The sequence below is a fragment of the Candidatus Nitrososphaera sp. 86-2 genome (assembly GCF_056726185.1).
This window is the reverse complement of the sequence record NZ_JBWZON010000001.1, coordinates 1142176-1167222: the sequence shown is the minus strand read 5'-3', so window position 1 is coordinate 1167222 and position 25047 is coordinate 1142176. Positions and strand designations below refer to the sequence as shown.

General features: G+C 52.8%; 33 protein-coding genes, 1 tRNA gene and 1 pseudogene. 18 read left to right on the top strand and 17 right to left on the bottom strand.

Features of this window, described 5'->3' with window-relative positions; genetic code table 11:
* The first annotated feature begins 80 nt into the window (after positions 1–80).
* Together cofD and cofC are read left to right on the top strand one after the other, a co-directional pair.
* Positions 81–1025: a 2-phospho-L-lactate transferase gene (gene cofD, locus ACYOR7_RS07155; RefSeq protein ID WP_479913497.1), complete on the top strand. Its 945-nt coding sequence runs from the start codon at positions 81–83 to the stop codon at positions 1023–1025.
* The gene (gene cofC / locus ACYOR7_RS07150) at positions 1022–1687 is read left to right on the top strand and encodes a 2-phospho-L-lactate guanylyltransferase (protein ID WP_479913496.1); all 666 of its coding nucleotides are present in this window, start codon (positions 1022–1024) and stop codon (positions 1685–1687) included. The genes cofD and cofC overlap by 4 nt, the downstream gene beginning before the upstream one ends.
* Here the strand turns inward: cofC and ACYOR7_RS07145 are convergent.
* On the bottom strand, positions 1679–2014 hold the full coding sequence (locus ACYOR7_RS07145) for a hypothetical protein (protein ID WP_294805075.1): 336 nt from the start codon (positions 2012–2014) through the stop codon (positions 1679–1681). The genes cofC and ACYOR7_RS07145 overlap by 9 nt on opposite strands.
* Positions 2015–2104: 90 nt before the next feature.
* Here ACYOR7_RS07145 and ACYOR7_RS07140 point away from each other — a divergent pair, with 90 nt between their 5' ends.
* The gene (locus ACYOR7_RS07140; protein WP_294805077.1) at positions 2105–2752 is read left to right on the top strand and encodes a restriction endonuclease; all 648 of its coding nucleotides are present in this window, start codon (positions 2105–2107) and stop codon (positions 2750–2752) included.
* On the opposite strand, the gene ACYOR7_RS07135 is transcribed toward ACYOR7_RS07140, so the two are convergent.
* The 3 genes from ACYOR7_RS07135 to ACYOR7_RS07125 are packed head-to-tail and all read right to left on the bottom strand — an operon-like array spanning position 2733 to position 5113.
* Positions 2733–4505, bottom strand: coding sequence for a DUF2070 family protein (locus ACYOR7_RS07135; RefSeq protein ID WP_479913495.1), 1773 nt, complete (start codon positions 4503–4505; stop codon positions 2733–2735). The two genes, ACYOR7_RS07140 and ACYOR7_RS07135, sit on opposite strands and share 20 nt — an antisense overlap.
* Before the next feature lie 6 nt (positions 4506–4511).
* Positions 4512–4682 (bottom strand): preprotein translocase subunit Sec61beta, encoded by a 171-nt coding sequence (locus ACYOR7_RS07130; RefSeq protein WP_294805081.1) that lies wholly within the window; start codon positions 4680–4682, stop codon positions 4512–4514.
* Positions 4683–4726: 44 nt separating this feature from the next.
* On the bottom strand, positions 4727–5113 hold the full coding sequence (locus ACYOR7_RS07125) for an Sjogren's syndrome/scleroderma autoantigen 1 family protein (protein WP_294805083.1): 387 nt from the start codon (positions 5111–5113) through the stop codon (positions 4727–4729).
* A 288-nt stretch (positions 5114–5401) separates the two neighbouring features.
* On the opposite strand from ACYOR7_RS07125, the gene yciH reads away from it, so the two are divergent.
* Genes yciH through ACYOR7_RS07110 form a run of 3 tightly spaced genes read left to right on the top strand, consistent with a single transcriptional unit; the run spans position 5402 to position 8154 of the window.
* Positions 5402–5710 (top strand): stress response translation initiation inhibitor YciH, encoded by a 309-nt coding sequence (yciH, locus tag ACYOR7_RS07120; RefSeq protein ID WP_294805085.1) that lies wholly within the window; start codon positions 5402–5404, stop codon positions 5708–5710.
* 58 nt (positions 5711–5768) lie between these two features.
* Entirely contained in the window at positions 5769–7679 is a 1911-nt protein-coding gene (locus ACYOR7_RS07115; RefSeq protein WP_479913494.1) for a CHASE domain-containing sensor histidine kinase, read from the top strand.
* Between the two features lie 40 nt (positions 7680–7719).
* Positions 7720–8154, top strand: a complete 435-nt coding sequence (locus tag ACYOR7_RS07110; protein ID WP_294805089.1) for a hypothetical protein — start codon at positions 7720–7722, stop codon at positions 8152–8154.
* On the opposite strand, the gene ACYOR7_RS07105 is transcribed toward ACYOR7_RS07110, so the two are convergent.
* Positions 8144–9040, bottom strand: a complete 897-nt coding sequence (locus tag ACYOR7_RS07105; protein WP_075055910.1) for a transcription initiation factor IIB — start codon at positions 9038–9040, stop codon at positions 8144–8146. The two genes, ACYOR7_RS07110 and ACYOR7_RS07105, sit on opposite strands and share 11 nt — an antisense overlap.
* 405 nt (positions 9041–9445) lie before the next feature.
* Between ACYOR7_RS07105 and ACYOR7_RS07100 the strand changes: the two genes are divergently transcribed.
* The 3 genes from ACYOR7_RS07100 to mscL are packed head-to-tail and all read left to right on the top strand — an operon-like array spanning position 9446 to position 10923.
* Positions 9446–9778: a hypothetical protein gene (locus ACYOR7_RS07100; RefSeq protein ID WP_479913493.1), complete on the top strand. Its 333-nt coding sequence runs from the start codon at positions 9446–9448 to the stop codon at positions 9776–9778.
* Positions 9779–9811: 33 nt separating this feature from the next.
* Positions 9812–10495, top strand: coding sequence for a ribose-5-phosphate isomerase RpiA (gene rpiA, locus ACYOR7_RS07095; protein WP_294805094.1), 684 nt, complete (start codon positions 9812–9814; stop codon positions 10493–10495).
* A 53-nt stretch (positions 10496–10548) separates the two neighbouring features.
* Entirely contained in the window at positions 10549–10923 is a 375-nt protein-coding gene (gene mscL / locus ACYOR7_RS07090; protein WP_479913492.1) for a large conductance mechanosensitive channel protein MscL, read from the top strand.
* On the opposite strand, the gene ACYOR7_RS07085 is transcribed toward mscL, so the two are convergent.
* Positions 10920–12344 carry a dihydroorotase gene (locus tag ACYOR7_RS07085; protein WP_479913491.1) on the bottom strand — a complete coding sequence of 475 codons (1425 nt, stop codon included), beginning with the start codon at positions 12342–12344 and terminating at the stop codon, positions 10920–10922. The genes mscL and ACYOR7_RS07085 overlap by 4 nt on opposite strands.
* Before the next feature lie 72 nt (positions 12345–12416).
* On the opposite strand from ACYOR7_RS07085, the gene ACYOR7_RS07080 reads away from it, so the two are divergent.
* Positions 12417–12489: transfer RNA gene (locus ACYOR7_RS07080), tRNA-Ala, on the top strand.
* A gap of 569 nt (positions 12490–13058) precedes the next feature.
* On the opposite strand, the gene ACYOR7_RS07075 is transcribed toward ACYOR7_RS07080, so the two are convergent.
* A complete protein-coding gene (locus ACYOR7_RS07075) occupies positions 13059–13199 on the bottom strand; it encodes a hypothetical protein (protein ID WP_479913490.1) in 141 nt (46 codons plus the stop codon).
* A gap of 393 nt (positions 13200–13592) precedes the next feature.
* Between ACYOR7_RS07075 and ACYOR7_RS07070 the strand changes: the two genes are divergently transcribed.
* Positions 13593–13775, top strand: coding sequence for a hypothetical protein (locus ACYOR7_RS07070; protein ID WP_294805102.1), 183 nt, complete (start codon positions 13593–13595; stop codon positions 13773–13775).
* 120 nt (positions 13776–13895) lie between these two features.
* On the opposite strand, the gene ACYOR7_RS07065 is transcribed toward ACYOR7_RS07070, so the two are convergent.
* Positions 13896–14879 carry a polysaccharide deacetylase family protein gene (locus ACYOR7_RS07065; RefSeq protein WP_479913489.1) on the bottom strand — a complete coding sequence of 328 codons (984 nt, stop codon included), beginning with the start codon at positions 14877–14879 and terminating at the stop codon, positions 13896–13898.
* Between the two features lie 367 nt (positions 14880–15246).
* Here ACYOR7_RS07065 and sso10a point away from each other — a divergent pair, with 367 nt between their 5' ends.
* The gene (gene sso10a / locus ACYOR7_RS07060; RefSeq protein WP_479913488.1) at positions 15247–15522 is read left to right on the top strand and encodes an Sso10a family chromatin protein; all 276 of its coding nucleotides are present in this window, start codon (positions 15247–15249) and stop codon (positions 15520–15522) included.
* A 260-nt stretch (positions 15523–15782) separates the two neighbouring features.
* Here sso10a and ACYOR7_RS07055 read toward each other — a convergent pair whose 3' ends face one another.
* On the bottom strand, positions 15783–16643 hold the full coding sequence (locus tag ACYOR7_RS07055) for a hypothetical protein (RefSeq protein WP_479913487.1): 861 nt from the start codon (positions 16641–16643) through the stop codon (positions 15783–15785).
* A gap of 416 nt (positions 16644–17059) precedes the next feature.
* Here ACYOR7_RS07055 and ACYOR7_RS07050 point away from each other — a divergent pair.
* Positions 17060–17357: pseudogene (locus ACYOR7_RS07050) on the top strand (cupin domain-containing protein).
* 57 nt (positions 17358–17414) lie between these two features.
* On the opposite strand, the gene ACYOR7_RS07045 reads toward ACYOR7_RS07050, so the two are convergent.
* Positions 17415–17711, bottom strand: a complete 297-nt coding sequence (locus tag ACYOR7_RS07045; protein WP_479913486.1) for a hypothetical protein — start codon at positions 17709–17711, stop codon at positions 17415–17417.
* A 99-nt stretch (positions 17712–17810) separates the two neighbouring features.
* Positions 17811–18101 carry a hypothetical protein gene (locus ACYOR7_RS07040; RefSeq protein ID WP_479913485.1) on the bottom strand — a complete coding sequence of 97 codons (291 nt, stop codon included), beginning with the start codon at positions 18099–18101 and terminating at the stop codon, positions 17811–17813.
* 401 nt (positions 18102–18502) lie between these two features.
* Between ACYOR7_RS07040 and ACYOR7_RS07035 the strand changes: the two genes are divergently transcribed.
* Positions 18503–18727 carry a YwbE family protein gene (locus tag ACYOR7_RS07035; protein WP_479913484.1) on the top strand — a complete coding sequence of 75 codons (225 nt, stop codon included), beginning with the start codon at positions 18503–18505 and terminating at the stop codon, positions 18725–18727.
* A gap of 36 nt (positions 18728–18763) precedes the next feature.
* Here the strand turns inward: ACYOR7_RS07035 and ACYOR7_RS07030 are convergent, their stop codons facing one another.
* Positions 18764–19351 carry a pyruvoyl-dependent arginine decarboxylase gene (locus ACYOR7_RS07030; protein ID WP_479913483.1) on the bottom strand — a complete coding sequence of 196 codons (588 nt, stop codon included), beginning with the start codon at positions 19349–19351 and terminating at the stop codon, positions 18764–18766.
* Between the two features lie 722 nt (positions 19352–20073).
* On the opposite strand from ACYOR7_RS07030, the gene ACYOR7_RS07025 reads away from it, so the two are divergent.
* Complete coding sequence (locus ACYOR7_RS07025) at positions 20074–20409, top strand: hypothetical protein (RefSeq protein ID WP_479913482.1); 336 nt, start codon at positions 20074–20076, stop codon at positions 20407–20409.
* A gap of 111 nt (positions 20410–20520) precedes the next feature.
* On the opposite strand, the gene ACYOR7_RS07020 is transcribed toward ACYOR7_RS07025, so the two are convergent.
* The 3 genes from ACYOR7_RS07020 to ACYOR7_RS07010 all read right to left on the bottom strand — a co-directional run bounded on the left by ACYOR7_RS07020 (position 20521) and on the right by ACYOR7_RS07010 (position 22519).
* Entirely contained in the window at positions 20521–20682 is a 162-nt protein-coding gene (locus ACYOR7_RS07020; RefSeq protein ID WP_479913481.1) for a hypothetical protein, read from the bottom strand.
* A 172-nt stretch (positions 20683–20854) separates the two neighbouring features.
* A complete protein-coding gene (locus ACYOR7_RS07015) occupies positions 20855–21244 on the bottom strand; it encodes a pyridoxamine 5'-phosphate oxidase family protein (RefSeq protein WP_294807361.1) in 390 nt (129 codons plus the stop codon).
* 57 nt (positions 21245–21301) lie between these two features.
* Complete coding sequence (locus ACYOR7_RS07010; protein WP_294807359.1) at positions 21302–22519, bottom strand: NAD(P)-dependent malic enzyme; 1218 nt, start codon at positions 22517–22519, stop codon at positions 21302–21304.
* A 125-nt stretch (positions 22520–22644) separates the two neighbouring features.
* Between ACYOR7_RS07010 and ACYOR7_RS07005 the strand changes: the two genes are divergently transcribed.
* Positions 22645–22938, top strand: coding sequence for a C2H2-type zinc finger protein (locus ACYOR7_RS07005; RefSeq protein WP_294807357.1), 294 nt, complete (start codon positions 22645–22647; stop codon positions 22936–22938).
* 101 nt (positions 22939–23039) lie between these two features.
* Here ACYOR7_RS07005 and ACYOR7_RS07000 read toward each other — a convergent pair whose 3' ends face one another.
* A complete protein-coding gene (locus ACYOR7_RS07000; RefSeq protein WP_294807354.1) occupies positions 23040–23849 on the bottom strand; it encodes a hypothetical protein in 810 nt (269 codons plus the stop codon).
* Positions 23850–23998: 149 nt separating this feature from the next.
* Positions 23999–24208, bottom strand: coding sequence for a hypothetical protein (locus tag ACYOR7_RS06995; protein ID WP_294807352.1), 210 nt, complete (start codon positions 24206–24208; stop codon positions 23999–24001).
* A gap of 111 nt (positions 24209–24319) precedes the next feature.
* Between ACYOR7_RS06995 and ACYOR7_RS06990 the strand changes: the two genes are divergently transcribed.
* Together ACYOR7_RS06990 and ACYOR7_RS06985 are read left to right on the top strand one after the other, a co-directional pair.
* Positions 24320–24517 carry a hypothetical protein gene (locus ACYOR7_RS06990; protein ID WP_294807350.1) on the top strand — a complete coding sequence of 66 codons (198 nt, stop codon included), beginning with the start codon at positions 24320–24322 and terminating at the stop codon, positions 24515–24517.
* A gap of 1 nt (position 24518) precedes the next feature.
* Positions 24519–25010, top strand: coding sequence for a hypothetical protein (locus ACYOR7_RS06985; protein WP_294807347.1), 492 nt, complete (start codon positions 24519–24521; stop codon positions 25008–25010).
* Positions 25011–25047: the final 37 nt, after the last annotated feature.

The following is a 25047-nucleotide window of genomic DNA, read 5'->3' as shown; positions in this document are numbered from 1 at the left end:
TATTGTGCTGTACACTAGAAGGTTGCGAATTAGTTGCGTCCGGCAGATATAATAAAACGAATTTTGCATACTGTCCGCGTTTGATTACAATCCTTGCGGGGGGTACGGGCTCTGTGAAATTGGTGAGGGGACTTGCTCGACTGGAAAAAAAGAAAGAAGGAAGCATGAACGTAGTGGCAAACGTTGGTGACAACATCTGGCTCCACGGGCTGTACGTCTGCCCGGACATCGACACCATAGTCTACGGGCTTGCCGGGATGCTTGACGAAGAGCGCGGCTGGGGAGTCAAGGGCGACACGTTTTCCTTCCTTTCTCAGATGAAAAGGTCCGGCGCGCCTGCTTGGTTCGGGCTTGGAGACAGGGACCTTGCAACGCACATCCTGCGCACAGAGATGATGAGGCAAGGCAAGAGCCTAACGCAGGTCACGGCCTATTTCGCAGAAAAATTTGGCGTGAGCACAACAGTTCTTCCTGCAACCGACAACGAAGTAGAGACAGTGATATTGACCGGCGCCGGCGAGATGCACCTGCAGGAATTCTGGGTGAAAAACGCCGGCAGGCCGGAGGTGCGGGGAGTACGCTACCGCGGGATTGGAAAAGCGCGGGCCACGAGGCAGGCACTTGCCGCCATAAACAACGCCGACAGGATAATAATCGCGCCCGGAAACCCGGTATCAAGCATCGGGCCAACGCTTGCGCTCAAGGAAATCAGGGCGGCCCTTGCAAAGAGGCGTACAGACGTAGTCGCCGTGTCGCCGATAATAGGCAACGCCGCCGTGTCTGGGCCGGCGGTGAAATACATGGATGCCGTGGGCGTACGAGCTTCTGCTGCCGGCATCGCAGAATTCTACAGAAAAGTCGCCGGCTCTATCGTCATAGACCGCCGGGACCGAGAGGCGGCAAGCGAGATAAGAAGGAGTCTTGACATGGACGTGCACGAAACAAACATAACCATGCAAGGAAGAAAAGACGAAGTCCGGCTCGGCAGATACCTGCTGCTACAGTTGCGGAAGTCCATGAATTGACAACAAAAACAATTATCGCCATAATTCCTGTAAAGAAATTTGAAAACGCAAAGAGCCGGCTGTCTTCAGTCCTGAGCCTTGAAGACCGCGTACGGCTTTCGGGGCTCATGCTGCAGGACACGCTTGCAGCCCTTGTCCGGTGCAGGTCGCTTGCAGAAATTGCAGTGGTGTCGTCAGACGGCCGGGCCGGCGAGATAGCTAGGAAGCACGGCGCGACCGTCCTTTCACAGGCGCAGGATGCCGGGGTCAATTCTGCAGTCGCGGTTGCTGACAAGTACGCGGCTGACAAGGGCGCAAGCGCGACTTTGGTCATCCCCCAGGACCTCCCGCTCCTTGGCGCTGGAGATATCGACGGCGTCTGCTCTGCCGCGGCAGGCCGCTGCATAGTAATCTGCCCGTCGCTGCGCTATGACGGCACGAACCTGCTCCTGCGAATGCCGCCCAACGTCATTTCCACTTCGTACGACAACGACAGCTACGACTCGCACGTCCGCTCGGCAGAGGCGCAGGGCGCTACCGTGTGCGTCATAGAGCAGGAGCACTTGATGTTTGACATTGACACGCAGGAGGATGCAAGGCAGCTTGCGCAGATGGATCCTCGCGGGATCGTGGCCAAGAACGTGGCTTTATTTCTGAGGGAAAAATTGTTGCCGTCACCGTGATGATAGTATGCGCACAGCAGAGCCGTACGACGAAATGAACAGTTCCACCCTTGAGCCTATCTGGAGAGCCCGCGCGTCGCTCTCTGACACGGGGTACTTGACCACGGTTCCGTGCTTTATGTCAAAGACCCTGTCATCGTCCTCTATCAGGACGGAGATGGTGTTCGTTAGCGTCCGCTTTTGCCCAAGCCCAAGCACGCCGACGCCCTTTTCAACTATCTGGCCCTTCACAATCGAAAAGGTCTGCGCCGAGGCTGCCAGCGCGACTGCGCCAAGGACTATGAGGCCGGCGCACAGCACCACGGTCAGGTCCTTCCAGTCAGGCACAAATGCGGGGATGCCTGCCCGGCTTATGTCTGTTCTTTTTAAATAATGGCTGATGTTGGGATATAGACACGCAGAGGTAATGATATAATTATGCATCCTGAGCTGCTGGTGAAGGCACTTGCTGCCATGTCGGAGGAAACGACGCTTGACCGGTTCTGCCAGGACGCCTGCATAGCAAGCAGGTCGGTGGCAAGGAGCCTTGCGGAGGCGCTACTTTCCCGGGGAATCGGCCGGGGCTCTGCAAGCGCCATGTCGTTTTCATCCGGTGACAGGCTTGCGGCGGCCACGCTTGCGCTAGAGGCCGGGTGCGATCCGGAGCGCGTGTCGCAACACTTGACTTGGAAGGACTTTGAGCAACTTGCCGCCGGCGTGCTTTCCTCGCTCGGCTACCAGACGAGGACCAACGTGCGCTTTACAAAGCCGCGCATGGAGCTGGACGTCGTGGGCACGAGCGCCGCGGGCCTTGCGCTTGCAGTCGACTGCAAGCACTGGAAGAGAAGCAACCTCTCGTCGATAGCACAGCATTGCGCCAGACAGGCAAAGAGGGCAGAAGAGCTGCTAAGACGCGAAGAGGGAATATCTATGGCAGTGCCGGTCGTCATGACGCTGCACGCAGAAAAAGTGCACTTTGTGGGCGACGGGATGCCGGTCGTCCCCGTGGCAAAATTTCGCTCGTTTGCGATGGATGTGTCCGGGTTTCTAGATAAAGTCCTCGTAGTCACGCGAGGATCTGCATAACAATAAAGACTGCGACCGTGGTCCCGACAAACACCTTTGTTATGTTCATCGCCCGATCCAGCGCACCGGAATAGTCCTGGAACTGCTTTTCGCCCATCACCTTGACCTCCGACCTGGCGGAAGAGACCTCGTATGCGCATGCACTCGCCCTTGCCTGCGCGACTTTGCATATCTCTGCATAGGCGCTTGCAATGGCGTCCTGGCTGCTAGAGCCGCCAAGCGCAAAATACCCCTCACTTGTCCTCTTGCCAGAAGTGGAATGCGTGTCAGATGAGCACACTTCGAGTATCGTCGCGCCCTGCACCCTTGCCACAACTTTGTCCCGAAGAGCGTTGTCCATGTTGTTCGAGTCGGCCCAGCCGATGGCGTAAGTCCTTCCCTGCGTGACTATGGCAATAGCCGCAAGTCCCGATTGCCCGAGGTCGTGGGAGTTCTGAAGATCATGCCTTACGTCTTCGAGTCTCGCAAAGCCTGCCGAAAATTCGGCCTGCGCTCCGCTGCCTGCCTCGTCGAGGCACTTTTTCGCCGCCGCTACCAAGTCGGAGACATCCTGTTCGCCCAGCTGGGCTCCCATCGCATTGTGGCAGTCTACGAGCAGGAGGTGGTCCATGCCAAGGGTCGCGGCATACGATTCAAGCTCTTTTCTCACGTCCTGCGGCACGTCTTCCATGCCCTTTGGCGCAAGTGATAGCATGAGAAGCGCGCTCTTGCCAAACACTATGGCTGTGGCAGTCGCGTTTCCCTGATGGTGCTGTACCGGAAGCGAGCACGTCTTGCCGCTACCCTCGACCGACGCTCCAGACAGGCCGGCGATGTACCTGTCTACCTCGGCCTTTGAGGGGATGTTAAGCGAGTGGTCCGACACGCTGTGCATAACAAGCGCGCTTTTGGCGAACCTTTCGTAAAGCACGTACGGCAGGTTGCTCCCGCCCACGCTGCCAAACGGACCCGGGTGGACGTCGGGGAGGATTATCGCCGACGGCTGCTGTTGCCTGCTGGGCCCCTGCGGCAGAAACCTGATTATTTTCGTGGACACGGACTCGTCGTGCGCTCTTGATTCAAGGTATTCTTCAAGGCCTCCTGCTTTGTTCTCGGTCCACGCAGAAAGGAACGCCTGCAGGACCCGGAACGTGCTTGGGATCTCGGGTCTTCCTGCCCTGTCGACTAGGGTTGCCCAAGAGATGGCAAGGGCCACGAAAAGGGCGCCAAATCCGAGGCCGACTGGCTCGGTAATGATGATGTTGTACGACTGCGCCGGCACGAAAGCGAAAAAGAATATGAGCGGCTGCACGAGGCATATCGCGATAGCCCTTCCCATGCCTGCCCCAAACACCGACACAAAGATGCTGATGCGCAGGCCGGCGGCAAGGAGCATCCCCGCCACGATGTAGTCTGTAGTCCCCGGCTTGGCAAAGAGCGCGCTTGCGAGGATGCCCACGATGACCGTGATTGCCCACAAAAGGTTTGCAAACGACGTGACGTGCACCACCTTGGACATCTTGTTGACAGGCGTGCCCCTCAGCATCGCAAAGTCGAGGTACGTGAGGCCGAAAAGCGCCGCAAGCCCGAGCGGCAAATGTATTGCAAGGGTTGTAGTATCAGTCTGGAGGTGGAAAACGTGCGATACCACAATGACTACCGCGGCGCAGGCAAGCATCATCGCGTACGACGCCCGGAGCGTTCCGGGAGTCATCCTTGTAAAAGACCATCGTCTATGGATGTTAGAAACGTCGTCCTGCTTTGCCGCAAGCATCGGTGCTCATCCGATCGGGAAAATTATCCTGACGATGACCGAGACGCCAATCATTGCGCCAGCGATAGCCATGACTATCTCGGGCTTGACCTTTATCCCCTTTGTTTCGTCTTCAAAGAACCTGAGAAGGCCAGCGCTTGAAGCCGGCAGCGGGGCGTTCTTCTTCTTGCTGCTCATTTACGGTTCTAGTCACACTCTCTTCTTTTAAATACATTCCGATGCTACTTTGCAGAAAGCGCCCTCATCCTTTCCAGTATGCGCAGGTACGCCTCCAAGAGCTCGGCCTTTTGCCTCTGGGTGGCAGTGTCCTTTTCATCCTTGAGGCCGGAAGCAAGCTCGGCTATCTTGGCCTCGATTATTGCCGCAGAGGCGCCCAGGCTTCCAACGATTATCTGTGCGGGCGGGGCCTGTCCTTCTTTTTTCTGCTCTTCTTTGGGCGCGCTTTGGTACCCGCAGTTGATGCAGCTTGTCTTGTCTGCAAGCTTTACCTGCACGCCTCCGCACTCTGGGCAGGGCTCGCTCACAAGCGTGCCTCCCTTGAGGAGGGCAGACGCGGCGCTCTTTATCCTCGTACCGCCTGTATCAACAGCGGGAGCAGAAGAAGACATAAAGACAGATGGGGTGCACCTGCACAAATATCTATCTTGAGCGAACGTCACTCTCTCTGGCGAAAAAGCCAAGGCCGTTTAAATATTAGGCCAGCCTAATGACTGATACTCGGTGCAGCTGGAGCGCTGGGTCTATTGGCATCATCAGTCACTAACCATTAACCACCAGCACGGCCCTAGGCGGCAGCGGGAAAAATGATCCTCCCCTGCACCTTTGGTCCTTTTTTCGTTCCCTCTCTCACGCATGACAAGGCTTAATAATAGGCATCGTGAAAATCGTGTTACTCGATGGCGGTTATCTGCAAAAAATGCGGCCTCCCTGATGACCTTTGCGCGTGCGGGGAGCTCGACAAGGAAGATGCACGAATTGTCATCCGCCTAGAGACGCGGCGCTGGTCCAAGACTACAACTCTAATAGAGGGCATCAACCCCAAGCTCTCAGACATGCAGAAAATAGTCAAGGACCTGAAAAGCAGTTTTGCCTGCGGGGGGACTGCCAAGGACGGCTTTATCATGCTTCAGGGCGACCACCGGGACGACGTCAAGGGCTATTTGGTAAAGAAAGGCTTTAGTGAAGCTGCGATAGAAGTCCAGTAGTAATAGTGGAAAGAGAGATAAGTTATTTTACTTGCTTCTATAACTAGCATCAACAGAATTGCTGCGAGACGGTCTGTCTATTCCCCTTGCGGCGCTTGCCGTGGCAATCGCGATAACCCTCTTTGCGTGGTATACCGTGACAGTCTTTGTCAACGGCCTAGAACAGGCCCACTTTGATGATGAAGTGCTTGCGACCGTCTTTTCAATAAACAACCGGATGCAGGAGTACGAGCAGGTGCTCTTTGGCGCAAAGGGCCTCTTTGCTTCGTCGCAGCAGGTGGAGAGGGCGGAATGGAAGGCTTTTGTGGACAACCAGCTGATCCATCAGAGGTTCCCCGGGATGCAAGGAATCGGCTTTAGCGAGCGCGTTCCTGCAGACAAGCTCGCATCGCATATCGCAAGCGTGCGCAGCGAAGAAGGGCTTGCAAATTACACCGTGTGGCCGGAAAGCCAAAAACAAGAGTATTATCCTGTCGTGCTAGCCGAACCGGTTGACGCAAGAAACCGGTCGGCGCTCGGCTTTGACGAGTCATCCGAGCAGGTGAGAAACACCGCGATATCCCGGGCCATAGACAGCGGCCAGACAACCATAACCGGCAAGATAACGCTTATCACGGTAACCGAAAACAACACGCAGAGCGGGTTTCTGATGATGGTCCCCGTGTACGAAAACGGCCTGCCGGCAGACACGCCTGACGAGCGCCGCGAAAACATCAAGGGCTTGGTCTTTTCGCCATTCCGCATTAACGACCTGATGGCCGGCATAACCGGCCGAACAGTCCGCGACGTCACGTTTTCCATACACGACGGCGGCTCGCCTGAGAGCCAGAACCTGATGTTCGACCTTGCCGCGGTCGCCGGTACCAAGGAAGCCGACATCGACAGGTCACTTGAAAAAACAGTAATAATGGAGATAGGAAGCAGGCAGTGGATACTAGAGTTTACCGCGCTCGACTCCATACACTCCGGGTTCAACCCCTTCATGCCGTACATAGTGCTCGCCGTCGGTTTGGCGCTCAGCGGCGTGCTGTTTTACGTGATGTACTCGACCAGCAGGCTGCGCGTAGAGACCGCAGAACTTGCCTGGGCTGCAGAAGAGATAGCAAGAGGCAACCTCGATGTCCGGCTTGACTCCAAGCTCCTTGCTTCGCAGGACAGAGTGGGAAGCCTTGCGCGCATATTTGACGAGATGCGCAAAAGCGTCAAGGCCGGCACCGACGACCTGAAGAAGATGAACGAGGATCTCGTGCGTATCGACAAGATGAAGGAGGAATTCTCGTCGATGGTGAGCCATGAGCTAAAGTCGCCGCTCACTCCGATAAAGTTCGGCGCTGACGCGCTCTTGGACCCTGAAAGCTCCGGCAACCTGACGGAGGACCAGAAGGGGCACGCCAGGATGGTCGTGCGCAACGCGACCAAGATGGAGAACCTGATAAATGACCTAATGGACTCGTACAAGCTCGAAATAGACAAGCTGACGTTTGTCATGACCGAAAACGACATCGGGCAGATGGTATCACAATGCGTCGCGGACCTTGCGCCCTACGCCAAGGACAAGGCGATAAGGCTGAAGGCCGATGTAAAGGCGTCCGGCACGATAACGTGCGACAGAAAGAGAATCGACCAGGTCCTGGCAAACCTCGTGAAAAACTCTGTAGATTTCGTGCCGGAAAGCGGGGGCATGATAAAAGTCAAGGTAGAAGACGGTGGCGGCAGAAACGATGTCGCGGTGTTTTCCGTGGAAGACAACGGCGTGGGCATCCCTGCCGACAAGGTGGACAGGCTGTTTGAAAAGTTCTACCAGATAGACACTACTGCAAAAAGAAAGTTCGGCGGAAGCGGCCTTGGCCTGCCGATTTCAAAGGGCATAGTGGAGGCGCACGGGGGCAAGATATGGGCCGACCAGGTGTACACAGGCGGAGCGGCCATCCGGTTCACGTTGCCCAGAGCAAGCCTACAGAGGCCCTGACAACAAGGCATTTAAGCCGGCCGGACGAGTCTTTTCGCCAGTGCACAAGAACAACGTCAGACGACGAGGCAAGCTTGAAGGCAACCTTGCAGAGACCGTGCGCATAGCGTCGATAGTGCAAAAGGGCGTGGAAAGCGGCCGGTCCAGCTACGTCGAGATGAGGGCGCTTGCCCGGCTGACAAGCCAGAACGTCCGGACAAAGGTGCACAAGATCCAGGCCGGCCTGAAAAAGGACGACAGCCTGAACATCCTGCTAAAGGGCGTTGCGACGGACATGTCGGAGGGCTATCCGGACGTGCTGACGCCAAACGGTATAGTCAGAGACGACAAGCTCGACACTCTTCTGTCGCTTGATTCTGACATTGTCATGTGCCTTGAAATAATCGCAACTAAAGACCGGCAAAAGGAAGCAGAAGACGTCCTGAAAGGGCTCGTGGAAGAAAGGAAAAAGTTTGTGGCCGCCCTCAGAGCTTGAGGTGCGTCTTTAGGCCCTTGTAGCGGTTGCGGATGGTCACTTCTGTCACACCTGCCGCCTCTGCCACGTCTTTTTGCGTCTTGTTCTCGCCGTTCATGACGCACGCCACGTACAGCGCGGCCGCAGCGAGGCCCATTGGGTCTTTGCCGGCAGAGATCTTGCCTTCTTCCGCCTTTTTCAGGATTTCAAGGGCCTTTCTCTTTGTCTTTTCTGAAAGACCTGCCTTGCTTGCAATCCTCGCGACACATTTCACCGGGTCGACGACTGGCATTTTCAGGTCCAGTTCACGGATGAGGAGGCGGTAGCACCTTGCGACGTCTTTTTTCTTGATGTTGCTTGCATTTGCAATGTCCTTGAGCGTCCTTGGAGTCTCGGTGTCGCGGCACGCCGCATAGAGCGCCGCCGCTACGAGCGCGGATATAGAGCGCCCGCGGACCAGCCCCTTTTCAAGTGCCTTTCTGTAAACATAAGCTGCCTTTTCAATCACAGCGTCGCCGACTGCGAGCTTGTCCTTGAGCCTGTCAAGCTCGGAGAATGCCTGGCGGAAGTTGCGGTCCACCGGCTCGTGCACCTGGCTCCTGCTGTCCCATGTCCTGAGCCTCTCAATCGTGCTCTTCATGGACGCGGAAAGCGGCTTGCCCGAGGCATCCTTGTCGACCGGGCCGATTATTGTTGCAAGGCCCATGTCGTGCATGGCAAGCGACGTCGGGATGCCTGCCCTGCTCCTGTCCTCGTGCTCTTCCTTTGAGAAGGCGCGCCATTCCGGACCCATCTCTTCTATCCTCTCGCTTACGACGAAACCGCAGTTACCGCAAAACAGTTCTCCGCTGGAGTTGTCTGTTACCATCGAACCCCTGCCACAGCGGGGGCAGCGGTCGCCAAACATAGAGATGTCTTTTACCAATTTCTATTCACCAAAACTCTTTTTTTGTTTCCCTTTTACGGCCTATATTTATATTTTATTCTAATATATAAACATTCTCCCATTGCGGATATCGCGCCGACGCGCCTGCAAAAAACACCCGTCTAGCTCGCATGTTGCAAGAAAAGCCGCGTACGGGCGCAAAGATTGCAAATTGTGTAAAACTCGCGCTCGCTCTTATCTTGGCTTGTGGCGCTTGCGCCTTTCTGCCTTGGCATATTTCTTGCTGCCCGATCTCTGGGCGCTGTAGGCGTGTGTCTTGTTGTTCTCGCGTCTTGCCATACCTGCACTTGCAATCGACGCGCTATATATTCTATCTATCATCGTCGCCAGCAAAAACATAAATGGCATGGTGCACGACGGAAAGCCATGCAGGGCAACCGCGTTCCAAGGTGGCTTGTCGAAAGCGACCCATCGTGGGAGAAATCAATCGACTTTGATCTGGGCATGTTAAAGTGGACCAAAAAGGGCACCGACATCCAGGCGGTATGTCCGCCAACAGGCATGTTCTGCGATATACTGGGACAGGACGACGCGCAAGGCGGCCTTGCAGACCTGCGGGCAGGCATCGAGCGCATGGGAAGACAGAACGCAAACAACAATCCTGCGCAGGACATTTCAAAATATCTGTCCAGCCGCTACCTCAACCCGGGCATAAACGGGCCGGCGCGCTTTGACCTGAGAAAGATGCGCAAGTTCTAACTTTTTATACCCTGCGTACAGTGCGCATATTGTTTGTCCGTACAGGATGCAATACAAAAGCTGGCCAAGGACGCGGTGAGTAGGTTTGTCAAGCCAGACCAAGTAGTGGGCCTTGGCAGCGGGAGCACGGCCGCATACATCGTCCGGGAGATGGCGAGCCTGAAAGCCAAGGACACACTCCTCTGCGTCCCGACGTCGCTTCAGATAAAAGTCGAGGCAGAGAAATCAGGCCTGCGCTTTGCAGACGAGATCCGCATACCGGACATCGACGTCGTGTTTGATGGCGCCGACCAGATAGACGGCAACTTCGACATGATAAAGGGCGGAGGAGGTGCGCTGCTGCGCGAAAAGATCCTGATTTCTTCTGCCAAGACTGTCGTCATTGTGGCAGACGAAGCCAAGTTTGTCAAGTCGTTTTCAAGATCCGTTCCGATTGAAGTCCACCCGATGGCCCGGACATCGGCCGCGAAAAAGCTAAAAGAGATGGGTGGCAGGCCGGCCATGCGCACGCTTGACAAGGGCTACCCGTTTATTACAGAAAACGGCAACATAATACTGGACACCGCGTTCCAGTCGATTCCCGACCCGGGAAAAACCGAGCTGGAGTTGAAGGGAATTGCCGGAGTGATGGAGGTTGGGCTGTTTACGAGAAAGGCCGACGTGTACTACAGGGCAAAGGGGAACGGCACGTTTGAGACAGTCAACCCTGATGCGTAATCAGTAAGGTACGTGCATCATCTTTTTATCCTGCCTTGCCCGAGCTCTGCCTTGTGTCGGACAGCAGCACCCCTGCACCAGCGAAAAAATCTCTGATGACAGAGTTCATCGACTTTCTAAAGACCTTCGGGGTGATAGGGCTTGCCATCGCGTTTGTTATCGGCGCAGCCGCTTCAAAGCTCGTAACGGCGTTTGTGACCGACATCATAACTCCAATAGTCGGGCTTGCGCTGCCTTCCGGCGACCTAAAGACCCTTTCCTACAACGTCACAAACAGCGTCACCGGGGTAACGACAAAATTCTCGTACGGCGACCTGATAGCAAACATCATCGACTTCCTCATAATCGCCTTCATAGTCTTTTTGATGTACAAGGCCCTCTCCCGGTACAAGGTGTTCGGGGTAGAGGACAAGACGAAAAAGACCTAGGCGGGCCTTGCAACGAACTGGCCGTGGCCGAGCGCGTCCTGCGCCACCTGTCCCCCTTCCATCACGACCTTGCCGCGCACCATTGTGAGCACCGGCCACCCCTTCAATTTCCAGCCGTCGTAGATGGAGTAGTCAGAGTACGACTGCAACAGCTCTGGCGTCACCTTTTGCTCAAGGTCCATGTCAACCATCACGAGGTCCGCATCAGAGCCCTGCTGTATTGTGCCCTTTCTCGGGTACATTCCAAATATCCTTGCAGCGTTGTAACTCGTGACTTCTGCTACCCTTTCGACGCTTATCCTGTCGGAGTTGACGCCTTGGTCGAGAAGCACAGGGAGCATCGTGGCGATGCCCGGAAAGCCGGCAAGAGCGGACCACAGGTCGCCCCGTCCCATCTTTATGTCAAGCCTGTTTGCCACATGGTCTGTACCGACCGTGTCGATGATGCCGTTCCGGAGCGCCGACCAGACGCTCTGCACATCGCTCTTTGAGCGTATGGGGGGCACGACCTTGCCCGTAATGCTTGCAAAGTCGTGCGTGTGGGTGAGGTACTGGGGGCAGGTCTCGATGTAATAGTTGGCGTTTCCCTTTTGCCTCTCGGCAAGTATGGCGTCAAGTGCCGCGTTTGAGCCAATGTGCACAAAGTAGAGGTTTGCGCCAAACTTTCTGCCAAGCGCCGACACTTTTGCGACGCTCTCTGCCTCCGACTGCGCCGGCCTGCAGTCCGACCACGCCTTCAAGCCGGACAATCCTTTTTCCTTTCCGCGCCTGATGTGCTCTGCGCACACCGCAGGATTTTCAGCGTGGACAAGAATTGTAGAGTTTTCTTTTGCTCCGCCCTCTACTATCGCGGACAGAAGCGAGTCGTCCATGTTGACCTCGCCGTCCTTGACGCCGTGCTCGCCGGGCTCCAAGTCCATATAGATGTGGTTGAGGTCGGCCCCCAGGTTCATGTATATTTTCAAAGAGTTGATGCCTTTTTTCTTCAGGTAGGGTATATCCTTGACCTGCTCGCTTCTCAATATCGACGCGTGAATGGCATAGTCGATGTAATGGGTGCCCCTGCTTGCCTGCAACTGTCTTTCGACTGCGCGGTAGTCGCTGTCGTACAGGCGCAGCATGCGCATCATGGTCGTGACGCCTCCGACTGCAGCCGAGCACGATTCAGTCCGCGCCGCCTCGTCAATCGGGGTGTAGACGCCGTAATGGACATGCGGGTCTATTGCGCCGGGGAGGACGTACTTGCCTGCCGCGTTTATCCTCCTCGACGCACTTGCGTTTTGCGACGGCTTTAGCGTCTTTATCCTGCCGCCTTCAATGGCGATGTCGCACTCGACTATCCCGACCTTGGGTATGACTGCAGAAGCATTTGTGATGAGCGTGTCGTACGAGTTTTCCATTCCCGTGCTGTCCGCTAACACTTGCGTGCATGTGCTCTTATGATCTTATCGCTCCGATGTTTTATATTCGGGGTCTTGTTGCATGTGGCTTGCGGGCTGGTAGTTCAGGGGTAGTAATGCTCGCTTCGCAAGCGAGAGGTCGTGGGTTCAAATCCCACCCAGTCCATTCTCTTTCTATGCTACATTTCTCAGCGATTTTTTGAATTCCAGTATGACGCCTCTTTTTGCGTCCACGCCAAATGAAAGCAATTCTCCAGTTTCTAGCGGGATGGACTCTACGACCGAGCCACATGAAGGGCAATGCAGGTCATCTGTAAATTCTGCGATTGATGATGCACACCAATAACAAGAATTGCATAGCAGGAAACTAGCAGCGCTGGACCTGCCCGAGGGTCTCCGTCCCTCTGTCCTTGACAGCTGCTGTTCTAAGTTGTCCATAGGGAATTCGCGAGTAGAAGATGGCACTATAAAAATATTCTGCAATTGTCGTTAACTGCCAGCTCAAATTTCCATTTTTTGGCTAAATTTGGTTTCAGTATCTTACTTTAAGAGATGAGCTGGTACTGTAACAATCGAATCTGCCGTTCATAAGGAGTTGACATGCATTATCGCGGGGCGAATTTCATTCAACGCCAAGCAGCATGTCGTCTGGCCTAGTGCTACAAAAGAGCGGGGTTAACATCCTACAACAGAACATCATCATCTACAACAAAATAGATCTGATGGATTTTAGAATCAGCCACCGTCGTCATCACTGTCGCCATTTACGAGGCCGGCTGCCTGAAAGAAACTGGTCAACGCATGTACGTCGTTTATCCCGTAATAGTTTTGCATCGCGCTAATCATTGCATTGTCGTAGTACAGGCGTTGCAACATGTGCATTGGTATCTCTGCTGAACCATTGATGTTAAGCATGTTTGTCAAAAGTGATCAGAGCAGACGGCCAACGATGTAACGCTGTCGCAGAATCCGGTACATTCCTTCAGGTTCTCTACTTGCGTACAATCAGACAAGTCTCATTTTTACCGTGGGAACAAGAGTCCTTGAAGAGCTCGAATCGCCACGGGCTTGGTTGCGCCTGTTTCCACACGATGGATTCTACAACCAAGCCGCATAAAGGGCAACGCATATTGTCTGCACGTTCTTTAACTGATGACGCATACCAAAAGCAAGAACTGCACCGCAAGAAAGCGCACTGGATCTTCCCTGCGGGCCTGTCACGCGCAAAAGCGCGGCCATCCCTATTAGACAGAATATCCGATAAAGATCATGGTAGAAACGAAAAAGTTGCTTCTTGAGGCTGAAATTCTGATTGACGTGCCAACAGATATTGTCGAGGATGAAGAAAGGCTGGATGACGTTACAAAGGGATTGAGCAAGGCGCTGACAAAGGGGTTCTACGAGCAAGGAATAGATTTTCAGGTTAGTCGGGTGAGCTTTAGGTTGAAATAAAAAAGAAGGTGCCTGCTGCCATCGTGTCGTCATTACCATCTGACCCGTAGCTGCCCTTCGCTGCCTGTCCCGAATCGCGATGCGCTTTCTGGCATCACATGCCTCTCTTTCTCTCGTCCTCTATGGGCCGCCGTTACTCGGCCGAAGCGATGAAACGATCGTATTGACCAGAGGCGCTATCAGGCCTGAAGCAGCAGTGCTGTCGTCGTTGTTATTGCTACTGTTATTGTCATTGTTGTCGTCGTCAGCAGCCGGGGTGGATGCCTGAGAATTGTTGACCGTGCCGGAAAACGTTTCTACGTGGTAGTTCTGATTGCTTATCCAGGTTAGCAGCGAGTCAAGGTCGTTCATCTCTTCCTGCGACAGAGTGTCCGTCGGGTTGTTGCCTGCGTCCTTTACCGTGAAATCCTGCGGATGCAAAGTCACTACTGCATAGCCGTAGCTTGCAATGGTGCTGTCTATCTTGCTTTCAATCGTGGACAGCGGGGTCTTTGTCGGCGGCTCGGAATCGTAGGTGTAAAAGCCGACTACCTGCGGCATATGGTAGATTCCTTGCGAGTCTTTGATGTCCGAGCCAGCGGTCGCCTTGTACACCTTGTTGCCGGGGCTATCCGGATCGTCAGAGTTGTATATGCTTGCCATTTCTTGGTCAAACTCGGAACTCAAGATTGTAAGGCCCGCTTGGCTGGCTGCCTTTAGCGTGTCGTCATTGTATGCGTTGTATGGGGCTACGAACACGTTGGTTCTGCTTCCAAACAGCTCTCCCATCTTTTGATTGGCCTTCTCCAAGGTGTCCTGCTGTTCGCTCAAGGAAAGCGTCCGGTAATCGACGTGCTCCCACCCGTGCACGGACGTTTCAACCAAGCCCGTTGAAATGGCTTCCTTCACCTTGTCGACTATGGCAGGGTCGTTTCCAATATGGTTCATTATTATCGCCAAGTCGAGGTTCGCGTTTTTCTCCACGAACTTGTCGATGACGGCAGATTGGACAGGGACTAGCCAAGAGTCCTGGATGTCGTCGAGCCGGAATATCACGCAGTTGCAGGCGTCAGTCAGGGCGTGTGCCTTTACCGGTGCATTGCCGGCAATCGATAGCAGTAACATTGCCGCCGTCATCATCACCGCAAAAGAAACCGTGTGTCTTGGCAGCCTCGTTGCACGTGAGGATAAGTTCACTGGTAAAAGTATGGAGGATTTACTATATGTCAGAGCTGACCGATTTGCAGCGCCCGCGGATTTTCCACGTCACGATAATTGCAGCTGCAGTGAATTTTCTTGTTCAGGCGATATAAATCGCAAAAGCTAGTCTCAGCTTTGATAGAGAGTGCGCCTCTGCTTAAAAGTCCTAGTGGCACTCCCTTGTAGTCCGCCTGCTGGTCAAGATCCAGAAAACTATGGAAGAGCAATATAGAATATTTCTCTAATTTTCTAATATAGGTACTCATTTAAATGACTAATTCCTATAATTCTTGTGAAATACAGAAGCAGGATGGACATTGCCGCTGACGTGCTTGAAGTTGCACAGGGCGGCGCGATAAAGACGAGGATAATGTACAAGGCTTTCCTGTCGTTCCCGCAGCTGAAGGAATACCTAGAGCTGTTGCAGGGCGGAGGACTCCTCGATTATGTGGCTGAGGAAAAAGAGTACCATGCTACGGAGCGTGGGAAACGCTTTCTGAAAATGTACAAGGAAGTAGGTCAGGCCATACTTCCCGCGGGAATCAAGAAGAAAAAGATGCAACCTTGACACTGGAAAAAAAGCAGAGCGAAATATACTATACCACTGAATGAAACCTGTGAGTAAAGCAAGTATGTCATAGCAAAAGCTATCCTACTACCTCATTACGGGGCTACCGCAATTCTCTGCAGCTGGTGGCACTTTTTTTGTCATTCGATGAATCTTTAAAGCTATTCTTGATTTTGTAATCTCAATTACGAATGAACTGGGATTGGCGGACTTTGGAAAAAAAGCAGCCTGCGCCGTCAGGCGCAGCTCGCATCATTTTTTTATGGTGGGGGTGCTGATGGGGGCATTGTTGCTGCAGTCACGCTCAGAGTGGCAGAAGCTTCGACGCCGCTACCGTCTTTTGCGCTGATCTTGTGGTTGCCGGCTGCTACGTCCTTGGGAATGGCCACGGTAGCAGTAAACGCGCCGGTTGCATCAGTTGTTATGGTCGAGTTTGAGGGCAGAGGGTTGTCGTTCAGTGCCAGCGTTACATTTTGGTTACTGCCAAAACCCGAGCCGGCTATGCTCAACTCACTTCCCGCGCTTACGGACGCCGGCGTCAGAACGAGTGTTGCAATATTGACTCCGGGGATAGCTGTCGAGTTTCCAGTTGCAGTTGCATTACCTGCCGGCGTGGTTAAAGTAGAGTTGCCAGATGATGATGTCTCGTTGCTTGGGGGCACCGGAGTCGTCGATGTCGTGTTACCAGTCGATGATGTCGCGTTGCCAGATTCTTGCACGGCAAACGTCGCGGTTGCGTTTTCTCCTTTGCTACCTGCAGCCTTTATCTCATGGTCTCCGGCTGTCGCGTTCCTCGGTATGGTTGCTATTATGGAGAACCCTCCCATGGTATTCTGCGTCATGTTGTTTGTGTAGATGTATTTACCATCAAACGTGAATCCAAACGTCTGCCCTGTCGAGAATCCGGTTCCATCGATAGTGACGTTGCTACCTGTGCTGCCTGAAGTCGGCGTCAAGGTGATCGTCTTTGCCGAAGAAGAGGAGGTTGCATTGCCTGATGGCGGAGTCTGCGCTGCGGCGATGTTGTTGTTTGTTATCATCAACCCTGGCCCCGCCACCATGCTCAGGATTGCCATGCCTGCTATGACGGCAAGTACCGTGTATCTTGTTGTTCCAAACATGTACGTTCAAACAAATTTTTGTGGATGCACAAGTTAAGGTACTCTGCGGATAGATGTATCCAGTCGTCCTGTTGCGTGGCCTGTACAACAAATTGCATCGTTCCAAGAGAAAAAGAGTAGCTGCGCTCAGACTGCTGGCAAGTGCTAGTGACTTGTTCGTCTAAAAAATTCGCATATTTTAATCAGCGTTTATCAGTACAGGATTATCAGCCGTAAACAGGACAAAGAAATTTTCGCTGTACTTGAATCTGCATACGGGATTATCTGCTGCGCTGAATACCGGTTGATGTTCTTGTAAACGCTCCTGTAACTTTACCGAGAAATTCCTAATACAAGCGGAACCTCCGCCGTCTATATCCCCGGCCTCCAAAAGTCTGGCCTCCTCCGACGAGACGAGAAGTTTTGACAAAGGCAGGATGCAGACAGTGAATATGGAAGACGTGACTTTTGGCCGGTTTGTACTTGAGCCGGGCTGGCAGTGGTCAAGTCTGTCAAACCATTGGTAAGGACGGACAGTTGCCGACAACATCATGCCGGCTACATCATTTCCGGAAGAATGAAGATATAAGGATGGACGACGGGGACGAAACAGAAGTGGATCCGGGAGACTTTACAATAATTCCGCCCGGCCATGATGCTTGGGTGATGGGAGACGAGTCCTGCACCGGCATGGACTTTACAGGAGCAAAGACGTACGCGACAACATCATCATGACGCTGCTGGAGCACGGTTCTTATACTAACGACGCAACTCTGAGACGCCTGCTAATAACTATCTCTCCCTAAGCCTGCCGTCTACGGCGTCCAGATTTTCTTTCAGGAACTTTTTGTACGCGTCCAAGATTTTTTTCTGATTGAGCTTTGGGATGCTATCTATGCTGTCGAGCATGTATTCCATTTCATTGGATATGTTGTTGATGTGATCGTCAATTGCCACCCTCTCCTCGATCCCAATTGCAACCGACTGTAGCTGGTCTCTGAGCGCATGGGCGGCAGACTTTGTCCTCTGCGAAATTTTCTCTAGCTGTTCTCTGGTGCCGGGGTTCCTGACTGCTTTCTTTGCAACCATATGCCTAAAAATTGCTGTCGCATCTAATTAATCTTGAATCTTGCCGTAGTAATATTGTGAGACGTAATGCACCAGTCGGAACATGGATTCTTGCACGCTTTAAACGCGGTGGGCGTGGCTCTCGTTTAATTCCTCTTGCCTCTCCGCAGTTTCCGTGTCCTCCTCGGTAGAGTCTTCGTGTAGTACCCCGTGCGCCTCTTTTTCCAGGTGCTGTTTTCTATCTTGGTCGGTGGTAAACACTGCCCCGCAAACAAAACACTGGAAATCTGCGGCTACTTTGTTGCCCTGACCTGGATTTGGAGGTCTCTCGCCGGTTTTCCGGAGATCCTTGCTGCCGCCGGCATTATTTTCTTTCTCATCATCCCGTTTCTCTGATCCATCCGTTGTCATGCCTGCATCATCCTATACCATTATTGCAAACCGCGACTCATAAACAAGACTGCCAGTACACTGTGTCCAGGCGCGCTTTTTTCCTGCCGGCTGCTCTTTTGGCTGTTTTATTTTTGTCCGGGCTTTTTGATTTCAGATTCCAAACATCCTTCGCGCTTGTGTTGAATCTGGACGGCCTTGGCTTCCATCATCGTGTTACAGAACTGCTTGAGATTGTGGCGCTCGCAAACTACGCGGTAGCCCATTATTATTATATGGATACGCAAGCCTGCTATTTAGCGTTGGCATAACATAACAATCGCAACGCCGTTGCGTCTTGTGCAAGGCTTGTGTACCTAATGATTTGGCAGCATCAACGTCAATTGAAAGGTTCTTCTAACACCTGCGAATGCTTCTGCTCTATGAAGGACGGAAAAAAGAGAAGCGACGTGCAGGTGGGAAGCCGCGTGCGAATCGTTGAAAAGAAAAACCAGGCGAGCGGAAAACTGACGGAAGGCGTCGTGCGCAGGATACTCACCAATTCTGCAAGCCATCCTCACAGAATAAAGGTAGCGCTTGAAAACGGGCTAGTTGGTCGCGTCAAGGAAATCATAGACAACAACGGTGAAAGAAAACCCGGCGATTGAAACGTTCTAGCTGCCTGGCAAGATGATGCGTCTTGTTCATAATATCAGAATGGCCGCGCTTACCACCGTGGTCCAGAGACCATCCTTGTTGCCTTCCGCCGATTGCGTAAAATTTTGAGTCTTGTAGATCTTGCCCGACAGCTTCCACTGCTCTTCCTTCTGGTTCCACGCAAGGCTTGGGTCGTTTGGCAGCCCAAGCGTGGTGGCAAGCATTTCCATGGCCATGTCCTCCGCATAATCTCCGGCTTTTTGCCCAGTCTCGCCGGTCGAGTGGTGTTCAGATAAGTACCCGTACTGGCTGTCATCAGCAGGCCTTGCAAGCCCCACCGACGCCGCAATCAGCCTGTTGGGTTCGTTGGTGGCAGACCTGGCCATTATTGTGAATACCACCTGACCTGGACGCAGATAGGTTCTGCCTTCTTTTGTGCTGATTATCTTGCAGTATGGTGGCTTTATGCTAGAAACGGAGACCAAGTTGAGGTCTGCAATCTCGGCGTTTCTTAGTGCTAGCTCGAAACTCGTAAGATTGTCTTTGTGTGTGCCTTTTCCTTTTGTAAAAAACATCATCTTTGGTACATACAGCAAGGGGCTGCCGGCAACTGGCATATCGCGGCTTGATTCCATGTCATTGTTTGGCAAAATGATCTAATTAGCATGATGTATTCGCGCACACGCTTCTTCTTTTGCTATTCTTGTGTCTACATGATAGACAAAATACTGGCAAGCCAAATCTGGAAAAGTATTTCCCTGCAGGCTCGGCAAGATCCCTGCACCTTTGCAGATGCAGTTCCTCTCACCTACCCTGCGAGGGTTTTCCATACACTACTAGCGGCATTTCGCAAGCCTAAACTTGCTTCGTGCCATTTCGCACATGGTTAGTAGCTCTCCGCAGTTATCATTTAAGAGAATTTCTGATAGTCTTTTTGCCTTTTACGCAAAGTCGTCTGTGTACAGGTGTAATGTGCTTATTTTAAGCTCAAGTCTTTTAAGATATCCGCGGGGATAATCAAGCAGGAGCAAAGAGGCCACGCATATATCATCTGTCACTGATGCTAACGTTCAGAGTTGCCCTCAATGTGGGATGGTATTTGACTCGGTAGAATCGCTTCGAGAGCACCTGAAAAAGGAAGAAGAGCAGGCAATACTTCATACAAACGAACATGCTGCAGCCTGATAGTGGTTTTCAGGTATTTCAAAAACAACTGACACGGATATGAAAAGAAAAAGGATTTCATTGACCCTGTGTATACCGCACCATTGCAGACTCTGTGTTCCAAGCCTTTTGAATATTGGGACAGGCATTAACGCCAGCACTTGTTATACATCATTTTGACGATGTATGATTGATGGCATATGTGTATCACAGTATAGATGAGATGATCAGAACCGCCATTATGAACAAAAACATAATCGAATTTAGCTACCATAACCATGGCAGAATAGCAGAACCTCACGTTTACGGAGTGCATAACGGCAGAAAACAGCTTTTGGTATACCAAATAGGCGGTCAGAGCTCTTCTGGCAACATTCCTGGCTGGCGTCGGGTAAATGTCGATGAAATAACTTCGGCCAGAATCACGCCACAAACATTTGCAGGGCAGCAGCCTTATCCATCCGGCGAACATAGCAGGTTTGACGAGGTTTTAGCTGTTGTGGCATACAGAGATGGGGTAGTCGAATAATTTTCTGCATGTCTTATTGGCGTGAAATTCCAAAGTCCACAGGGAGCCGGACCAAAGTGAACAGTTTGTTGCAGGGCACCTTGCACAATCATCTGTGAAATGTTTTAGATTCTACTCTACTTTTCTTGTGCCCTTTCGCTTTTTCTGATTCGTTTCGGCAGCCTCTGGAATGGGCGTATTGTCCGCCTTCCTTACAGGTCTTGCCTCCTCGTCTAGCTCTAGATCCTTGGCCTCCTCGGTTCCAATCCCGCCTTCGTTCACATCTTTGCTCATACAGCTATCAACTCCACATGATAATATTTATCACATTAGGATCCGGCTGGGGAACAGATACATCGTCCTGCCCTATTCCGTGATTTCCAAGTCCTGGTGTGATGAACCTGGCAAGTTTCCAAGCTAAATGACTAACCTGGCTTCATGTGGAATATCTTTTCCGGCTTTATTTTCAATATGACCCTCTGCTCGCTTGGATTGCGAAACGGATAGCTGTCAAGTCCAAGGTATTTCTTGGCCAGCTTGTCGATGTGGGCGTCCGCCCCTTCTGTCGCCTGCTCTGCCACCTTCCCCTTATGGTCGCGACATTGTACGGGTTATTCCTGTCGACCACTGCGACTGCGATCCTCGGGTCTCTTGCCAAGTTCTTTTGCTTGACACGGCCCTTTGCAGTGTTGACAAGAATGGTGTTCTGGGATTCGTCAACGTCGACCCACGTCGGGGTGATCTGGGGAGACCCGTCCTCCATGAGAGTCGCAACGCACACCAGGTTCTTGTCGGTAAAAAGCGGCAGTATGTCTTTGGACAGTTGCTTGCTGGCGGCATTTTTATCGTTTGACATGCATATCTTCTGTTGGAGTGAAGTGTTTTTTGAATTAATTAAGATTCAGTTCTGCCATTATTGCTGCAGGACCTGCCCCTTTGCGTCCAAGTGCTTCATGACAGCGTCCCGCAACGTTTGCGTGACGACCGGCAGGATTCTGGGGTCGTTTACCTTTGGGATTATGAAACTCTCTGTCAGGTGCTTGCGGTCGACAAGGCCGGCGATGGCAAAAGACACCGCCACGAGCATTTCTTCGTCCAGATATCTTGCACGCAGGTCCAGCAGGGCCCGGAGGACCGACGGGAACACCACTGCGTTGTTTATCTGGTTGGGAAAATCAGATCTGCCTGTTGCAGCTATCCTTGCTCCTGCGCTCAGGGCATCGGGGGGAAGTATCTCTGGGTCCGGGTTGCTCAACGCAAACACGATGGCGTCCCTGTTCATCGTCTTTATCATGTCCGGCCTCACGACGTTTCCCCTGCCAGAGACTCCTATGAACAGGTCTGCTCCCTTGATGATGTCTCCAATGCCGCCGCGGATTTCTCCCACGTTGGTCCTTTCGACTATTTCCCGGCGATACCTGTTGTTTCCTGAAACAATGTCTGTTCTTCCTTTGTATATCGCGCCCTTGCTGTCTGCGACGATAATGTCCCTGCAGCCTGCCTGTTCCAGTATCCTGTATATGCCGTACCCCGCAGAGCCGGCCCCTGCAATGACTGCCCTTATGCCGTCGATTTTTTTCCCGACTAGGTCCAGAGCGTTTACCAGCGCGGCCAGGGTAATCACCGCAGTCCCGTGTTGGTCGTCATGAAACACCGGTATGTCCAGTTGTTCTTTTAGCGTCTCTACGATTTCAAGCACCTTGGGGGACTCGATGTCCTCGATGTTGACAGCCCCGAATCCCGGCTGGATGGCCTTTACAATCCTGATTATCTCCTCCTTGTCCTGGGCGGCTATGCACAAGGGAATCGCGTTGATGTCTGCCAGAGACTTGAACAGGACGGACTTGCCTTCCATGACAGGGATTGCGGCTTCCGGCCCGACGTTTCCAAGGCCCAGGACCCTTGTGCCGTCGCAGACGATTGCAACGTTGTTCCACTTTGAGGTGTATTCGTAGGCCAGCTCTTTGTTCCTGCCAATCTCCTCTGACACGTAGGCTACTCCCGGCGTGTAAATCAGGCCGAGGGTGCCTTTTCCCTCTTCAAATATGCTGTCGACTGACACCCTGTTGTGCATCTCTATCTTGCCCCTTAGCATCCTGTGAAGGTTGATTGCGTCTTCTTTCAGGCCCAAGCTGTCTCTCTACACCGGGATGATAATGCCGCTTCTCGCTCTTATGTCTTGAAGAAGAAGCACTTCCTTGCTAATGATGGCAAGCCGCTAAAAACTATTTTATCATATGCACGCAAATATTCTGCGTGATCCTGCACAAAGAAGAGTTCTCATGCGACCAGTGCGACGCAAAATTTGAAAATTACGACGACCTCATAAGGCACGCCAGAGAAGTGCACCACCACGCGATTGTCCGCTGCCACGACTGCGGCAAGGAATTCATACATGAAAAGGACAGGCTCCACCACGTCAGAGAAGAGCACGAAAAGAAATCCCTGTCCCGGGAAAACAAGAACCTGCACAGGCACGACGTAAAGAACCCTGCGCCCCAGGACGAAGTGGACCTGCACAGGAAAAAGTTTAGCGACAATTTTGAATGATTATTCGGAAGAAGCCATTTGTTATGAAATGCTGTGCGTAATAAGATAAAAAAAGAGAAGAAGGACGGAGGGCTGTGAGCCCTTCTTTTTTTCCGTGCGTCTTACGTCGCCAGCAGACTGTATGCCGTCATCAAGTTGGGATGAATCTTGGTGTGCGCTATCTGCATGATTTCCATCGGGGATGCTTTGTCCTTGATGGCGCTGACAAACGCCGGGAACGAGTCATCAAGTGCCTTCACCGCATTGTCCGCGCCGGGAAGGGCTCTTGACTTGATCTGCTGGTACAGCTCTTGCGCCTTTTGCGCAAACGCCTGGGAGCTCTGGTAGTTGGCGATGTCCACGACCTTTGCACTGGCCTGCGCACCTGTACTTGGTGTAGCGCCTATGCTCGACATGTCTGTCATGTTGCCTTCAAAGCCCACCGCTTCGCCATAGTGCTCAAGCGCCTCGTTTACCAGATTTGCCACCACAGTGGCCTGAACGGTTGTGTTGGTCACCTGCGTCTTTTCGATGCGCACATCTGTAGCTTCGTCCAGCAGGTCGCTGAGCGCCTGGACGTTCTGCTTCACTTCGTCAGGGCTGGCGCCCGAATCTATCGACGTTTTCACCTGTTGGATGGACTGCGGAAGGTCGGTAGCTATTCTCTGGTTCTTTTCTGCTATCTCTTTCAGAGTCGAATTGTCAAGCGCCTGAGCTGCATGTTCAACGTGATGGTCTGCCACTTCCTTGTTCGAAGTATTGTTGCCGGCAAGCGAGGTCTCTACCTTTATCTGCTGCACCATGGTAAGGAATGCAACGTTTTCGTCGCCATGGAACGTGTGGGCATAAGCCCTGAAGGAGGCAGAGCCAACAGCCGAGCCGACAAGAATCGCAGAGGCAAGGATGGCTAGGGCCATCGAAATTGTTTTCATGCCGGATTTCCCGCACTATTGGATTAAAGCCTTATAGTACACTCATCGAATTGTCTAAACGATTAGATGTATAATACTATAGTAGACGCTATCTGGTAGCGCAACCGCGGATCTTATTCCGGAAAAAATACCTGCGCGGCATGACGCGGTCATTTCCGCCTTATGCCCAAAGCCAGAATCCAGCCGCCGAGCGTGAAAACCGTGATCGGAAGCAACGCAGTCAGGTACAGTTTGCCTCCGGCTGCCAGGCCGCAGGTGTCGAGGCAGTCTGGAGTGGTAGGCTGCATACTCGCATACAGAAACAGCAGGACCCCTGCCGCTGTTACGGCCCCGCCCAGCACGGCAAGTTTTATCTTCATTTTTCTCTCCGCATCCTGTTTGTCTGGCGACCTATCTGTCGCCTTGGCTTTTCTTATTTGAGTAACAATGTTCCACGTGATATAAGAGCGCGTAATGGAACATTATTCTAGATGGCAAGGTTGAAAGGAGCTTACACAAAGTGGCTGCAATATGCCGGGATAGGCGCCGGCATATCTCTGGCTGGCGGGCTGATCCTTCACATTCCTCTTCCGCAACTGGCAGTGTCCATGGCGCTGACAGCCGGCCTTGTCATTAGCGGTTTTGCAATGCAGTCCGTTGGCAGGCGTGAAGGGGCAGTAGTACAATAGCATGGCGACCTCTACCCCGTTGCGCCTCAACCGCGGAGTGATACGGTGGTCCGTAATACTGTACATCGCGCTCTTGGTTCCTATCAGCCTGCTGCATGAAACGGGCCACGCCTTGGTGTGCTCTGCAAGCGGCTTTTCCTATTCGCTTTGGATAGACGGCACCGGCGGCCACACCGTGTGCGCTGGCGCGCCGGGCAATCCCGTCGAATACGGGGCAATGGGAGGCGCGTTTGGGCTGCTTGGAAGCGCCGCAATAGTCGGGTTCTGGGCAGCCGCAAAAAGAACAAGGCACCCCGCAGTTCTGGTCGTCGGCCTTGCCTATGCCGTAGACCAGGCCGCAAAACTTGTCCTTGAGGGGTTCTTTACTTCACTCTATGCTTCCGGCGCGACAGACCTTTTCCTGACTGCCCTCCAGCTTGTGTCGTGGATAGGTTTGACCGTCTATTTCGCAAGGGCACCGAGAGCACAGGCAGTGGCGAGCATGACAAGGTAATAGTGGTAGCAGTAGTCGCCTATCAGGGCAAAAGATC